Source organism: Actinomycetota bacterium, assembly GCA_030017835.1.
GTDB lineage: Bacteria > Actinomycetota > Aquicultoria > UBA3085 > Oleimmundimicrobiaceae > Yes70-04.
Map to the genome: position 1 here is coordinate 1 of JASEGU010000019.1, position 15,240 is coordinate 15,240.

At 52.7% G+C, this 15,240-nt stretch carries 14 protein-coding genes; all 14 read right to left on the reverse strand.

Going from position 1 to position 15,240, the window contains the following annotated elements; all coding sequences use genetic code 11:
- Positions 1 to 411: 411 nt before the first annotated feature.
- Positions 412 to 1,482 carry a DNA integrity scanning diadenylate cyclase DisA gene (gene disA / locus QMD53_05465; protein ID MDI6800099.1) on the reverse strand — a complete coding sequence of 357 codons (1,071 nt, stop codon included), beginning with the start codon at positions 1,480 to 1,482 and terminating at the stop codon, positions 412 to 414.
- Between the two features lie 42 nt (positions 1,483 to 1,524).
- The gene (gene radA / locus QMD53_05470; GenBank protein MDI6800100.1) at positions 1,525 to 2,883 is read right to left on the reverse strand and encodes a DNA repair protein RadA; all 1,359 of its coding nucleotides are present in this window, start codon (positions 2,881 to 2,883) and stop codon (positions 1,525 to 1,527) included.
- Positions 2,884 to 2,894: 11 nt separating this feature from the next.
- On the reverse strand, positions 2,895 to 5,342 hold the full coding sequence (locus tag QMD53_05475; GenBank protein MDI6800101.1) for an ATP-dependent Clp protease ATP-binding subunit: 2,448 nt from the start codon (positions 5,340 to 5,342) through the stop codon (positions 2,895 to 2,897).
- Positions 5,343 to 5,347: 5 nt separating this feature from the next.
- Entirely contained in the window at positions 5,348 to 6,388 is a 1,041-nt protein-coding gene (locus QMD53_05480) for a hypothetical protein (GenBank protein MDI6800102.1), read from the reverse strand.
- Between the two features lie 2 nt (positions 6,389 to 6,390).
- Entirely contained in the window at positions 6,391 to 6,897 is a 507-nt protein-coding gene (locus QMD53_05485; protein MDI6800103.1) for a UvrB/UvrC motif-containing protein, read from the reverse strand.
- A gap of 98 nt (positions 6,898 to 6,995) precedes the next feature.
- Positions 6,996 to 8,477, reverse strand: a complete 1,482-nt coding sequence (lysS, locus tag QMD53_05490) for a lysine--tRNA ligase (protein MDI6800104.1) — start codon at positions 8,475 to 8,477, stop codon at positions 6,996 to 6,998.
- A 17-nt stretch (positions 8,478 to 8,494) separates the two neighbouring features.
- Positions 8,495 to 8,968, reverse strand: coding sequence for a transcription elongation factor GreA (gene greA, locus QMD53_05495; GenBank protein ID MDI6800105.1), 474 nt, complete (start codon positions 8,966 to 8,968; stop codon positions 8,495 to 8,497).
- Positions 8,969 to 9,060: 92 nt separating this feature from the next.
- Complete coding sequence (locus QMD53_05500) at positions 9,061 to 10,215, reverse strand: shikimate dehydrogenase (GenBank protein ID MDI6800106.1); 1,155 nt, start codon at positions 10,213 to 10,215, stop codon at positions 9,061 to 9,063.
- Between the two features lie 6 nt (positions 10,216 to 10,221).
- The gene (locus QMD53_05505) at positions 10,222 to 10,659 is read right to left on the reverse strand and encodes an aromatase/cyclase (GenBank protein MDI6800107.1); all 438 of its coding nucleotides are present in this window, start codon (positions 10,657 to 10,659) and stop codon (positions 10,222 to 10,224) included.
- 15 nt (positions 10,660 to 10,674) lie between these two features.
- Complete coding sequence (locus QMD53_05510; protein MDI6800108.1) at positions 10,675 to 11,943, reverse strand: aminotransferase class III-fold pyridoxal phosphate-dependent enzyme; 1,269 nt, start codon at positions 11,941 to 11,943, stop codon at positions 10,675 to 10,677.
- Between the two features lie 2 nt (positions 11,944 to 11,945).
- Complete coding sequence (locus QMD53_05515; GenBank protein MDI6800109.1) at positions 11,946 to 12,863, reverse strand: quinate 5-dehydrogenase; 918 nt, start codon at positions 12,861 to 12,863, stop codon at positions 11,946 to 11,948.
- A gap of 234 nt (positions 12,864 to 13,097) precedes the next feature.
- Positions 13,098 to 13,466: a hypothetical protein gene (locus QMD53_05520; protein ID MDI6800110.1), complete on the reverse strand. Its 369-nt coding sequence runs from the start codon at positions 13,464 to 13,466 to the stop codon at positions 13,098 to 13,100.
- Between the two features lie 333 nt (positions 13,467 to 13,799).
- Positions 13,800 to 13,997: a hypothetical protein gene (locus QMD53_05525; GenBank protein MDI6800111.1), complete on the reverse strand. Its 198-nt coding sequence runs from the start codon at positions 13,995 to 13,997 to the stop codon at positions 13,800 to 13,802.
- A 394-nt stretch (positions 13,998 to 14,391) separates the two neighbouring features.
- Entirely contained in the window at positions 14,392 to 15,156 is a 765-nt protein-coding gene (locus QMD53_05530; GenBank protein MDI6800112.1) for a type III pantothenate kinase, read from the reverse strand.
- Positions 15,157 to 15,240: the final 84 nt, after the last annotated feature.

The following is a 15,240-nucleotide window of genomic DNA, read 5'->3' on the forward strand; positions in this document are numbered from 1 at the left end:
AGCGGCAGAAGCCGTTGTGCGTAGTTAAGGTGTCAACAGAAACGGGGTAACTCCAACCCTTATGGCCCGATACTCTGCCTGATTGTTTGTGCAGTGACCAATACATTCTGAATGCTCATAAAGCAGCCGATTTTCATCATCACAAATTATGATACCGATTGCACCAGCGCCTGGATTGCCCTTCGAACTACCATCTGCATATAAAAGAACGTTGCTGAAAAACACTACCATCTCCTCGTTGAGCTAGAAAAACTAAATATTCTAAATAATCTTATGCCAACAATCAGAATTGTTCAATGAAAAAACAGAGGCCGACTTGCCCGCCAAAGCCCCCGCCGGAGGCGGGCAAGGGCGGACTTAGCTTTTACTATTTTTCTGAAGGAGGGCTAAGAAAAGTAGATCCCAAACCCCTTAAATATACCTATCCAAAACGCTCTGGTTTCTGAGTCTTTTCAGCCCCTCGATGATGGCTTTGGCCCGGACCTCGCCCACGCCTTCCACCTCATCCAAATTCTCTATGCTGGCATCGAGTATGGTCTGCAGATCGGAAAACTTTTTGACTATTTTGCTCGCGATGGTGAAGGGTAAGCGGGGTATCTGGCGGAGCATGCGGTAGCCCCTGGGGTGGACGACCGTGTCCAAGATGTTGACCGTATCGCCTTCGAAGCCGAGGATGCGGCAGATGTTGGCCAAATCCAGAAGGTCTTCGGGAGAGAGGTCTCCAAGTTCTTTGGCGGCCCGCTCGGCCCTTCGGCTATCTTTGGAGTAGTCTTTCAAGACCATGGCGTTGTTCTCTTCCACGTGGGCCATCAGCTCATCAAGCTGCATGCTAATCAAGCGTCCCTCGGACCCGAGCTCTGTTATATAGAGCTCAACCTCCTCGGCTGCCCGATTGACCATCTCGTATCTCTGAAGCAGGGTCGCGACCTCAGATAGAGTCACAAAGTCCTGAAATTCCAAGGAATTGAGCGTGGCCGAAACCTGGTTCAACCTGATCTTATACTTTTCCAGGGTCTGCAGGGCTTGATTGGCCTTGACCAGGAGCGAGCGGATATCTTCAAGGACATATTTGTAATTATCCCAGTAGAGGGAGATGACATCTCGCCTCTGCGAGATGGAGATAACCAAAGAATTCGTCTGCTTGGCCACTCTCTCGGCCGCTCGGTGACGCATGCCGGTCTCCTGTGTTGAGTATGAAGTATCCGGGTTTAGCTGTATATTTGCTGCAAGTATCTTATCGAGATCCTCGTCCATGATGATGGCTCCGTCCATCTTGGCGAGCTCAAAGAGCTTCTGGGCGTCGAAGGAGACGTCCATCTTGAAGCCGCCGTCGGATATCTTCTCGACGGCGGCAAGATCGCCGATGACGATGAGGGCTCCGGTCCGGGCACTTATGATCTGCTCCAGGGCCGCTCTGACCTCGGTTCCGGGGGCCACCCTTTTAAGCACTTCGATTAGTGATGCTTGTTTCTTCTTGACCAATTTAGCCTTCCAAAATGTAAATTATTATCCAACTTTAACGATTTACTTCAAAATATTCAAGGCCTCATCTATCGTTTTGACGGCTATGAGCTCGACCCCTTCGTTTGGAGCCGATTTTCTAGCCTTTTGACCGGGCATTATGACCCTTGTAAATCCGAGCCGAGCCGCCTCCTTGATCCGGTCATCCATCAGGGAGACGAACCTGACCTCGCCGGTCAAGCCCACCTCGCCGAAGGCAACCACATCCTCTGGTATAACCTTCTCCCGCTGCGAGGAGGCGACGGCCAGAGCCACGGCCAGATCGGTAGCCGGTTCGCTGAGTCGGATGCCGCCCGTCACGTTGGCAAAGACGTCCATCGCGCCGAGTTCCATGCCCATCCTCTTCTCTAGAACGGCCAGAACCAGCGAGAACCTGTTGAAATCGAGGCCAGTTGAGAGGCGGCGGGGTACGTTGGTATAAGAACGCGTCGTCAGAGCCTGTATCTCCACCAGAAGCTGACGATTGCCCTCCGAAGCCACCGTCACGACCGAGCCTGGCGAACCTGTCGGCCGCTCGGCCAGAAATAGAGCGGATGGGTTATCGACCTCGGCCAGGCCCGCCGCCGTCATCTCGAAGATGCCGACCTCGTTGGTCGAGCCGAATCTGTTTTTGACCGCCCTGATTATGCGGTAGTTCCTATGGGTGTCGCCCTCGAAGTAGAGGACGGTATCGACGATGTGCTCCATTATCTTAGGCCCGGCTATCGAGCCGTCTTTGGTCACGTGGCCAACGATGAAGGTTGAGATTTTAAGGCTTTTGGCTATCCTAAGGAGTCGGGCCGAAACCTCTCTGACCTGGCTTATACTTCCCGGAGCCGAGGTGATATCTGGGCAGTAGACGGTCTGGATGGAGTCAATGATGATGAGACTCGGCATGACCTCTTCTATCTCGGCCTCGATCCGATCGAAGTCCGTCTCGGCCAGGATTAGCTGGTTTGGTGAGACTCGGCCGAGCCGGTCGGCCCGAAGCTTTATCTGCTCGCAGGACTCCTCGGCCGAAACTATCAACACCTTGCCTGGCGCCTGAGCGGCGACGTTGTTTGCCACCTGAAGAAGGAGGGTTGATTTGCCGATGCCGGGAACCCCGCCAAGAAGCATCAGCGAACCTTGGACTATCCCCCCGCCAAGAACCCGGTCGAATTCCTTGATCTTTGTCGCCATCCTGCTCTGACCGATGCTCTCAATGGAGCCTATCTCCCTCGACTTGACGGAGACGCCTTTTGCAGAGGGGCTCTTCTTGGCTTCCCTTGCGACCTCTTCGAGCATGGTATTCCACTCCCCGCAATCTGGGCACTTACCCATCCATTTTGGAGAGATGTATCCACAGCTCTGACACCTGACTAGGGTTTGGGTCTTGGCCACATCAGCCCTTTCTAAGTTATGCTCGCCTTCTCCTTGATGGCGACGAGCGCGATCTTTCCATCCTTTGCGTCGATCTTTATCCGTTTGGCGCTCGAGAAATCTCCGCGCAAGATGGCCTCGGAGAGCGGGTCTTCGATCAGACGTTGAATCGCCCTTCTGAGTGGCCGGGCCCCGAGCTTTCTGTCATAACCCTCCTTGGCCAACAGGGCCTTGGCTGCTTTGGTCAAACGAAGCTCTGTGCCGGTCTCTTCGAGGTGATCGAGTATCCGCTTCATCATCAGATCGACGATGCCAAGGGTATCTTCCTCGCTCAGCTCACGAAAGACTATTATGTCGTCTAAGCGGTTCAGGAACTCGGGCTGAAAGGTCTTTTTGAGCTCATCCATTATCTTGGCCTTCATCTCGCCGTGGTTGGCCGCAGGCTCGTTATGCTTGGAAAAGCCGAGCTTGCTCTCCTTATTAATGGTCTTGCTTCCAAGGTTGGAAGTCATGATGATTATGGTGTTCTTGAAGCTGACCGTCCGCCCCTTGGCGTCGGTCAACTTGCCGTCCTCCAATATCTGAAGCAGGACGCCAAAGACGTCGCGGCTGGCCTTCTCTATCTCGTCGAAGAGAACGACCGAATAAGGCCGGCGGCGCACGGCCTCGGTCAGCTGGCCCCCCTCCTGATAGCCAATGTAGCCGGGAGGAGCGCCGATCAATTTGGAGGTCGAGTGCTTCTCCATGTATTCCGACATATCCAGTTGGATGAGGGAGGATTCGTCGCCGAAGAGAAATTCGGCCAATGCCTTGGCGAGCTCGCTCTTGCCGACGCCTGAGGGACCCAAGAATATAAAGGAGCCGCTCGGACGCTTGGGGTCCTTCAAGCCCGCCCTGGTCCGGCGGATGGCCTTCGATATGGCCGCGACGGCCTCCTGCTGGCCGATGACCCTCTGGTGAAGGGCTTTTTCCATCTTAAGGAGCCTCTTGGACTCCTCTTCTCCTATCTTGCTGACCGGTATACCGGTCCAGACGGAGACGACCTCGGCTATCTCCTTTTCGCCAACGCTGACTCCGCTCTTACCATCCTTGGAGCCAAAAAACTCTTTCGACTCCTTCATCCGTTTGATTATGGCCCGTTCATCATCTCTGAGGCTCGCAGCAAGCTCGAAGTTTTGCGCCTCGACTGCCGCCTCCTTCTCCCGCCTCACCTTTCTCAGCTCCTCTTCGAGCTCCTTGGCCTTGGGTGAGGTCAGTCTGGCTTTCAAGCTGACCTTGGAGGCGGCCTCATCGATTAAGTCTATCGCCTTGTCGGGCAAGAAGTGATCGGTGATATACCTGCTGCTCAAGTTGGCCGAGGCCATTATGGAGGAGTCGGTTATCTCCACTTTGTGGTGGAGTTCATATCTTTCACGAAGACCTTTAAGTATCGAGATCGTCTCATCGACGCTGGGCTCCTCGACCATGATGGGTTGAAAGCGCCTCTCAAGAGCGGCGTCCTTCTCGATGTGCTTGCGATACTCGCTTAAGGTTGTCGCCCCGATCGTCTGGATCTCACCTCTGGCAAGCGAGGGCTTCAAGATGTTGGCGGCATCGATGGCCCCCTCGGCCGAACCGGCTCCGACCAGGGTATGTATCTCATCTATGAAGATTATGACATCGCCGTCCCTCTTTATCTCCGCAAGCACCTTCTTTAGCCTCTCTTCAAATTCACCGCGATATTTGGAGCCAGCCACAAGGGCGCTCAAATCCAAAGAGTATATCCTCTTTCCTTTCAGAAGATCCGGCACCTCGCCGCGGGAGATGAGTTGAGCCAAACCCTCGATGATGGCCGTCTTGCCCACCCCGGGATCGCCGACCAGAACCGGATTGTTCTTGGTCCGCCTGGTCAGTATCTGCATGACCCGCTCTATCTCCTTGATCCTTCCGATGACCGGGTCCAAGGAGTCCTCCAGGGCGGCCCTGGTCAGATTGACCCCAAACTCGTCCAACGCGCCGGGTTTTGAGTTGAATAGGTTGTGATTCATCCTGGGCTCCTCCCCTTCGCTTCCTCCTAGGCGCAAGACCATCTCTTTGATGCCTTCCAGGTTTATGCCGAACTCTTCCAATATCTTGGCCGCCACACCCTCGCGCTCCTTGGCCAGACCCAAGAGGATATGCTCGGTGCCGACGTGGCTATGGCCGAGCTTTAAGGCCTCCCTTAGGGAGAGCGCCAAGACCTTCTTGGCCCGTGGGGTAAAGGGTATGTGGGCGGACGGAGCGGTCGTCCCCACGTCCATCTCCTCTTCTAGGCGGAGTTTTATATCGTCTATCTCCGGACCGATATCTTCGATTATCCTAATGGCAACCGCATCCTCCTCCTCGCCGATGAGAGCAAGGAGCAGGTGCTCGGTTCCAACATGGCTTCTCTTGAACCTCTTAGCCTCATCCTGAGCTGTAAGTATCACCCGTCTGGCCCGGTCCGTAAATCTATCGAACAATCAGATCATCCACCTTCCTTGATCTCAAAGAGTCTCTTCTTGATTATTTCGGCCCTAAGACCGTCCTGCATATCATCGTCGTCGCCTATCTCCCTTACGATCGCCCCCGGAGAGACGGCCGACATGAGTTCCAGTATGTGTCCGCTCTCGACCTTCTTTAAGAGTCCAAGATCGGCTCCGAGCAGGAGCATGGAGAGATTATCGACAGCTTCCTCAAACGAGAGGAGCTTGGCATGGGTCAAGGTTCCAAAAGAGCGCAAGACCTCATCCATCAACCTGGCCTTCTCTTCCCTAAGAAGGGCCGCTCTTGCTGCTCTCTCCCTCTCTACGACCAGGGTGGCCGCCTCTTTGACCTCGCCGATGACATCGGCCTCGCTCTGACCGAAAGCGGCCGTCTTGTAGAGATAGTAGAAGTTTCCAAAGACCTCGCCTCCGCTCGCAAAGACGCCGTCCATCATGACCATCTTCGATTCGTAGAGGTTCAAGGAGAGCGAATCTATCTCATCGTTCATCATGAGCCCGGGCAGGTGAAGGACGAGTGAAACCCTGATGCCGGCCCCAAGGTTGGCAATCGACTCGGTGAGATAGCCAAAGTCGCTCAAGAAGGAGTAGGGCAGATTCTCGCTCAAGAGATCGTCGGTATCGTCGGCGGTCTTGAAGGCCTCTTCGATATTAAAACCGGCGGCAAAACCCTGAATCTTGAGATGATCCTCATAATTTACGGCTATAGCCAGGTTGGGTTCGTCCCGGCTGAGCAGGGTGGCCCGCCCCTCTCCTCTCGCGGCGAAATCCCAGAAGTGGCCATCAAAGGCCGTATTCATCATCCCCTCTTCGGCCGAGGAGATGTAGAGACCGCCCAGGGCCTCATCCTTGCCTATGGAGGTCCAGATGAAGTCCAAGATCTCTTGCCGTTCGCTCTCCGTCGCCAAATGGGGAAAGAAGAAGTATTCCAGATTGCGCAGGAGGGTGACTTGACTTGCGACCACAATGTCGGAGAAGCCGCCCCCTCTGATCTCTTCCGTCTTTGTATTGTCCAACTTATCCATATCTACCTCAACGTTAGCTGTTTTTCCAAATTAATTATCTCATCTCTGGTATCGGCAGCCTTCTCGTATTCCTCTTCCTTGATATAGAGCTTGAGTTTTCGACGGAGCTTATGGAGCTTGATGCCGATCTTGGTCGTCTCCTCAAGGCCTTTGGGTATCTTGCCGCCGTACTCCGCGTCGCCATAGGACTCTTTGATGGTCTCTCTTAAGGCCGGAGCGAAGGCTTTATAGCACTCGCTGCAGCCAAGAAACCCTTCTTTGAAGTAGGAGTTGAGCTTGGTTGAACAATTCTTGCAGGTAACCTCCTTGCCCGCCAGACCGCCCCTTGGGGCCGGTACGATCGCGACCGGTTTGAGACCCTCGAATATCTCGCTCAAGGGCTTGAAGGTCATGTCCTTCCAGAGGTTCTTGAAACAATCTTCACAGAGATTGGTCCTGATAACCTTGTTATTCAATACCCTTACAAAGTAGATGAAGGATGCATTCTTTCTGCATACATCACAAAACATGGGGATCCTCCTTGAAGGTGGAATGGTTCAATCTAAATTCTATCACCTTTGGAACCCATCTTGCCATCTGGCCAGATGGGACGGGTGAAGGGGTCTCTTTAAGACTCTTTACTCTTCGGCCTCATCTGTGGAAATAAGATGACCTCTTGAATGGAGTGGGAGTCGGTAAGGAGCATGACCAGTCTATCGACTCCGATCCCCAGGCCACCGGTCGGCGGCATGCCGTACTCTAGAGCCCTTACGAAATCGTCATCCAAGCGATGGGCTTCGTCATCTTCGTCGCTTAGTTGACTTAAGAATCTTCGCCTCTGCTCCAAGGGATCGGTCAGCTCGCTGAAGGCGTTGGCAATCTCGCGGCCGGCCACGATGAGCTCGAACCGCTCGACGACGCTGGGATTGTCAGGATGGCTCATGGCGAGCGGGGTGATCTCGGCCGGATAGTCGAAGATGAAGGTGGGATCGACAATCCTCCCCTCGACCAACTTTTCGAAAATCTCGGCTATTATTTTGCCTGGGCCAGCGCCCTTGTCGACTTCAACCTCGTTATCCTTGGCTATCTTGCAGAGAGCGCCCACTTCCATGTCGAACGATAACTTAAGACCAGTGAACTCCTCTATCGCCTCGAGCATCGTATAGCGCTTCCAGCCATTTTCAAAGTCGAGGCCATTGCCCTCATACTGGGCTACCCGGCCACCTAGAACCTCTTGGGCAACCGAGCCGACCAACTCTTTGGTCAGCTCCATCATGTCATTATAATCGGCATATGCCTGGTATACCTCAAGCATGGAGAATTCGGGATTATGCCTTGCGCTCATCCCTTCATTGCGAAAATTACGGTTCAGCTCGTAGACCCTTTCCAGGCCTCCGACGATCAGACGCTTCAAGTAGAGCTCGGGCGCTATCCTCAAATAGAGATCGATATCCAAGGCGTTGTGATGGGTGATGAAGGGTTTGGCCGTCGCCCCACCGGGTATCTGTTGAAGCATCGGCGTCTCCACCTCCAGAAACCCGCGTCCATCAAGAAAGGCCCTTATGGCCTTGACCGCCTGGATTCGCTTGATGAAGACCTCTTTTACCTCGGGATTGACGATGAGATCCAAGTAGCGTTCGCGATGTCTCTTCTCGATATCCTTTAGACCATGCCACTTTTCGGGCAAGGGGCGCAGGGATTTTGTAAGGAGGGTAAAGCCATCCACGGCCACCGAGAGTTCGCCCCGCCTCGTCTTGAAGATACGGCCGGATACGCCGACGATGTCTCCGATGTCAAAGCCAAGAAAGAGATCGTAATCCTCCTTGCCCATCTTATCTTCGGCCAGATATAGCTGAATGCGCCCGCTAAGATCGCCCAGGACCGCAAAGCTCGCCTTGCCGTGCCTTCTTAAGGCAAAGATGCGACCGGCTATTACGACGCAATCCTCGGTCTCGTCGCCAGCCTCTATCCCTTGATGGGCCGAGATGATATCGGCTATCTTATCGGCTGGATCAAAATGGCGGGCGAACGGGCTGACGCCTCTCTCTTTAAGCTCATCGAGCTTATGGCGGCGAATGGCCATAAGCTCGTTTAACTCGGTATTATCCAAAGATTACCTCTCAAAGACTACTGTTTTATGTCGACGACCAGGTATTCGAGCACTCCGGCTGGCACATTGACCATCACCTTATCTCCGGCCTTCTTGCCAATTATGGCCAGCCCCACCGGGGATTCGTTGGAGATCTTGTTGTTGAAGGGGTCGGCCTCGGCCGAACCGACCAGCATATGCTCGACCGTCTCGTCGGTCTCCAGATCCCTTAAAACCACCTTGCAGCCGAGAGTGACCTCATTCGATTTTTCGCCCGCTTTGATGACTCTGGCGCAATTTAGAGTGACCGTTATCTGCTGGAGCCGCCCTTCCAGAAAGGCTTGCTCGTTCTTGGCATCATCATACTCGGAGTTTTCTGAGATGTCGCCAAATTCGATGGCCTCCTTAATCCTCTGAGCCACCTCGCGCCTCTTCTTGGTGGTGAGATATTCAAGCTCCTCTTTGAGTTTGACAAATCCTTCTTCGGTTAGAATTATTTCCTTGTCTATCAAAGCAATCCCCTCACTTTTTAACCAGATATAGAAATAGCACTGCGAAAAGCAGTGCTCGAGTGGTTTAAAAAGATATTATAAAAAAATCAGCTTTAAGTGTCAAAAGGTTCACTCGGATTGGAATAGTTGAGCCTCCTTCTCGTGCGGTAGAACCACCTCTTGTTGCTCTTTAAGGCGGCGTTCTTCCTGATCTCCTTGATCTCCTCTCTGGTTATTCTCCGGCCGAAGCTGCGGAAACCGGCCAGCTTAAAACCGTGTTTGGCGGCAAGCTCGGATATCTTTTCGGCGGTGGCCACCTTGACGGTGCCAAGATCGAAGTTCTCCTTTATCCCCTCCAAGGAAAGGATTATCGTCTCGGCCATGCAGGCGTAGACATACTTCTGCTTCAAGCTGAAGTCGTAATCGTAAGAGAGCTCCCTCTTAACCCTCATGCCGGGTATCCTGATTATGCCGCCGTCAAAGACGAGTATGTCATCTCTCTCCTCTAAGACCGATTTGGAGACATCAGGCGGCTGGGCCACGTCGCAGACGACGGTGCCCGGCTCTAGATAAGAGGCGTCGATGATGGCGTGGGCATCGCTGCTGGCCGTAATAACGAGGTCTGTCCCTTTCAGGGCCTCTTCGATATCGGTCGCCACCGAGACGCTGGTGAGTCTCCTTAGCTTATCGGCTTGGACCTCAAGAGCTTCAGCCCGCCGGCCGACCAAAACCATCTCGCCGACCTCTGGGGCCATGATCTCACTGACGGCCCGGCCGATGGAGCCGGTCGCACCGACCACAGCAAGGCGTGCTTTGGAGAGGCGAATGCCCATAAGTTTGGCCGCCTTCTTGCTCCCCTCGACGGCCGCGGCCACCGTATAGCCGTTTCCGGTGGTTATGGGTAGGGCCGCGTCTTTGGCGATGGCAAGACCGGAGTTGACCGCGATAGAAGTGAAGCCGCCAAGACCTACTATCGTTGCCCCTTTGGATTTGGCAAGCTCTATGCCCTCCAGGATCTTCTTCTGAGCCAGGGCCGTATCCTCGATCATCTGCTCGGGAAGAAGAGGTATGGTGATGAACCAGCCCTCGGCCTTGGACCCCGTCTTGGAGACAAGACCCGTCACGTGAGAAGCCACAAAAGGCGGGCGCTCGCACATCCAAAGAAGCATCTTCTTTAAAAAGGCTTCCGGTTTTCCCGCCGCCTTCTTCTCGAACCTTACAACGTCATCTATATCTAGGGGATGGACTAGAAAACCAAATCTCTTCAATCGACTCTAACCCGCTTCCATCTTGGTCTTTATGCCACTCAGCATCATCTCGGAATTCTCCTTGACCTTCATCTCCAGGACCGGGCCCAAGAGTTCCTCTAGATTGGGCATGCCAAAATCGAAATCTACCGTCATGGTTACCTTGGTCCCGCCAGGCGTCTCCTCAAAGCGCCATTCACCTTCAAACTTATCGAGATCTCCCTCCAAGAGCTTGTAGGTAATCTTGGGGGTCTCATCGTCAAAGATCTCCTCTTCGGTCCAGCTTATCGGGATGCCATCCACCTCGGTCTCCCAAGCGGTGACCGTCCGGTTGGCCTCCTTCTTGATGAGCCTCACCTCATTTACATCGGGCATGAAATCTGGAAACTTCTCCATATCGCTAGCCAGCTCATAGACGTCTTTCTTACCCGCACCTATCTCTATCGAAGTCTCGACATAGGGCATAAAATTCCTCCTCGTTTAAGCGAATAATTTATCATAAACCTCGCCCGCTTTCTTCATGGCGGCCTCGGTTATCGAGATCACCTTATCTATCTGATCAGCCGTTATGACGAGTGGTGGCTCAAACCTAATGACTTTGGGATTATTTATGGTATAGACGGCCGTAACCCCGCCCTTTGCCATCTCGGGCAGGATCACCCCGCCAAGGCCTTCTTTGGCAAGTTCTAGGCCGATCATCAGTCCCAAGCCCCTGACATCGGCGATCAGATTTGGGTATCCCTCTTTTAACTCCCTTAAGCCAGCCATAAGACGCCGTCCCATCTCATCTGCCCTCTCTGAGAGGTTCTCTTCGAGGATAACCTCGATGGCGGCCTTGGCGGCCGCGCAGGCGAGCGGATTGCCGCCGAAGGTCGAGGTGATTATGAGCGGATTCTTGCGGAAGGCCTCCCAGACTTTAGGCGTTCCCACGAAAGCGCCTATGGGCATGACCCCGCCGCTCAAACCCTTGGCCAAGGTCATGATGTCGGGCGCCACATCGAAATGTTCGACGGCAAACATCTTACCGGTCCGGCCAAGTCCGGTCTGTATCTCGTCGACTATCAGCAGGGCTCCAGAATTCTCTGCGATCTCTTTGACCCTCTTTAGATAGCCGTCCGGGGCGACTATGATGCCGCCCTCGCCTTGGATTGGCTCGATTATTACCGCCGCCGTCTCCTCGCCCACCGCCGCCTCCATCGCCTGGACGTCTCCATACGGGATGTGCGTAAACCCGCCGACCAATGGCTTGAATGGTTCACGGTACTGATCGCGCCCGGTGGCCGAGAGCGCCCCGAAGGTCTTGCCGTGAAATGCATTTAAGGTCGAGACTATCTCGGTTCGTCCGGTAGAGAGCCTTGCCAATTTGAGAGCGCCCTCGACCGCTTCGGCTCCGCTATTTACGAAAAAGGAGTACTTGAGGTCGCCGGGGGTCACCTTGGCTATCAATTCGGCCAGATCGGCCAGGGGTTTATTTAAGAAGATCTTGGAAGCGAGCGACATCAGTTTCATCTGCTCGGTCGCGGCCTTAATGACTCTGGGATGGGAGTGACCGACGTTGAAGACGCCGTAGCCGCCGGCGCAATCTATGAACTCTCTCCCCTCGACGTCGGTTATGACCGCCCCGCTCGCCTTGTATTCCACCTTATCGTAGCCGGTTATCTTGAGCAGTTTGGCTAAAGAGGGGTTATGATACTCCTTAATCTTGTAAAGTGTCTCTTCGGTTATTCTCTTTGCCTCTTCTGAGTCTATCTCTATCTCCCGTCCTTTGAAAAATCGATTATCCTCGGTTTAAAATCGAGCTCTTTTAAGAGCCCCGAATAGTCGGCCGGCTTTACCTCCTCCACTTTCTTGCCCAATATGGCAATCATGGTCGCCTCCATGACATTGGTGCCGAACGAGCGCCCCTCAAATTCCGGGGTGGTCGTAATGAGCAATTCTACCCCACGTTCCTTCAAGTCTTCAATATCGGACTCAGTTATCGTATTGGTCAAAACCCACTTGCCCCCCATGTTTTTAGGCATAAATTTTCTGATGAAGATGTAGTCTCCGGCGATTATGTCGGCATCCTGGTAGTGCTTGGCATACTTCTCCTTGGGCTCCTTCTCCTGAGCCGATCCGGTCGGGTAGAGAAGCCTGTGAGGTATCCAGACAACGATGGGGAGCAGCAGAGAGGCGACGAAACGGAAGGTCTTAATCGATCTCATCATGATCGGGATGCCAAGTCCAAAAATCAGATCGCCAAATCTCATTTCACACCCCGCTTCATGGAGGGCCTCGGCCATCCCGAAGCGATCCACGGCGCTCGTCATGAGGACCTTTTTGCCTTTTAAGGAGAGCTTCGCCTCATCGATCAGGTAGCGGACAGTCTCCCTTTCCAATGTATCCTTGAGCCCGCTCCCATCGACGACCGGAGTTATCTTGGCCGAATCCTTAAATCTCTTTGCATCCCGCTTGACATACCTCTTATTTCCGGCAAAGAGGTAGAGATCGATCCCGCCAAGTCCGATGGCATCGACCTTGCCATCGAGCTCCTTTAAGCTCTTTATGGCCTTCTTGAAATCGCCATCTGTGCCGACCCTTTCGATGGTGAATTCCTCACCTAAAAAACTCTCGGTCGCCTTGTGATTACGCTTTGAGGAACCGAGACTTACGCTGACTATCCTCTTCACCCTGCCCCCTAATAAAATCAGAGCATTATTATAGCAGACAAAGGGGCTTGGATTGGTAAAATCGATTATCATACAGTCCTTTTCGCCAAATGTTTCTATTTTTTGGCCTTACGGCCAAAATGAGCGCCGTTTTAAAATGTGCGAAGGCTAAAAGACGAGGGCCTCATTAGAAGAAGCGGCTGAGATGATCAACATCTCAGCCGCTAAAAAACTTAAGCAAAAAGATAGCTTTTCTTACGCGAGTTCCGTCGCTATGGGCTCAAGCAACCTCTTCATCTGCATATCCATCAGGGCCTCGTTGCCGTCATGAGAGACGACTCCGATTAGGCGGAAGTTAGTCGCACAAACCGGCCCGGAACAGAACATCAAAACGTTGCCTTTTGGGGTCTCGATGGTCATCTCCCTTGCGGAATCCAGACCTATCTTGCTCGACGCTTCATGAGCTGAGTTGAAGATATCTGTAAATGTAGCCCCAACAAGCGCCAAGTTGAAGGAGCTATCAATGGAATCTTGGGCCAGCATATCACCCCTATTGCTTATAACGGCTGAGGCCATGTAGCCCTTGATATCTCTCAGGCTCATAAGATGATTTTCTAGTGCCAATTGTTACACCCCCTCTCTAAGGGATTCCTCTCGTAGGGCCACCCTCTGTCGCCCTTCAAATCATTTGCTAGTATAGATTATCTTCGAGGTCTTGGCTGAGATCTAACGACAATCATGTCAATAGATGCTCCGAAAATAATAAGAGCCGAGGCTGTTTTATCAACTCGGCTCATGCTGTTATCGTTTGTTATATTAATTACCGAGTTAAATCGGTTAATTGCACATTAATATTCTCACGAATAAATATGGGTGTCAAGAAAGATGCAAAAATAAGAGGTGGTTAAACAGCAAGAATTGCTTAACCGCCAAAAGACATCCTTTTAAGATCGTTAATTAGCTGAGCTCGGCCTCTATGGGCTCAAGCAACTTCTTCATCTGCATATTCATTAAAGCCTTGTTGCCGTCTTGGGACAATGCCCCGATGAGGTGAAACCGAACTTTGGCATTCGGACCCGAAGAGAACATCGCGATGTCTCCCTTGGGAGTCTCTACCCGAAGCCATATAGCCCTTAATATCCTTAAGACTTGCAAGATGATCCTCTAAAGCCATTTTATCCCTCCTTCTAATTTAAGACTTTTGCCGGCCAATTTGGCCGTAAATCCTTACGATCGTTCATTTGAAATCGATATGGTCGCATATCCCAACCTAGCAGCGACTCATGCCCATGAGTGTTGACCGAAAGATCCAACTTAAAGTGCCGAAAAAAATAGACCCATCCAAACAAGATCTTGAGCTGAGCGGTTAAGTCCTTTACCCTTCGAAATCGTGGTTTTCGGCAAATAATATGGAGGGGATAATCTCATAATCGGGCATTTATGTCCATATCGAATATTTTGTATCAAAACAGCGTGGCCGTAGGCGATGATGGAAAAGAGGGCTGTAATTTCCCCTGGGCCGCTCCTTAGCGAAGTAATCAAAACCGACTCAAACGTTCTTGTCAAAGAGTATCTTAAGGCCAAAGAGGGTAAGATCGGGGTTTAACTCATCTATCGTAGTGCTTATCTCAAAAGCCAGTTCGGCTAGGCCCCCAGTCGCCACAACCTTTGCTTCTTTGCCTATTTCGTCCTTAATCATCTCAGCAATCCTGTCGACCGCTCCGGCCGCTCCATAGAGTATTCCGGACTGGAGACTTTCGGTCGTATTCTTGCCTACCGCTTTCTTTGGAACCTTCAGATCTACCCTGGAAAGTCTGGCTGCCATCTCGAAGAGGGCTTCGGCCGATGTCTCGATGCCTGGAACTATCGCACCTCCAAGATATTCTCCCTTTTCACTGATGGCATCGAAGGTGGTGGCCGTACCGAAATCGACCACTATGACCGGGCCGCCGTATATACGATGGGCCGCAGCGGCGTTGACGATGCGGTCGGCGCCGATCTCGTGAGGATTGTCGTAAAGGATGGTCACACCGGTCTTAAGGCCCGGGCCAACGACCAAAGGCTCGACGCCAAGCAGCTTTTGACCCATTTCAATCAGCGAGGCGGTGCAGTGGGGAACGACCGAGGAGATGATCATGGCATCCAACTCATCGAGTCCCATCTTCTTCATGCTCAAGAGGGAAAAGATGGCGGCTCCAACTTCGTCGGCCGTCTCGTCCTTATTGGTCGAGATGCGCCAGCTCTCCTTGAGATCATCCCCCTCAAAGACACCGAAGGAGCTCTGGGTGTTGCCTACATCGGCGACAAGCAGCATAAGGCAGCGGCCTCCATAGATTTAAAAAAGGTGATTCCTACCTAACTGGTACTGTGATATGATACCTTTATGCTTGATAACCAG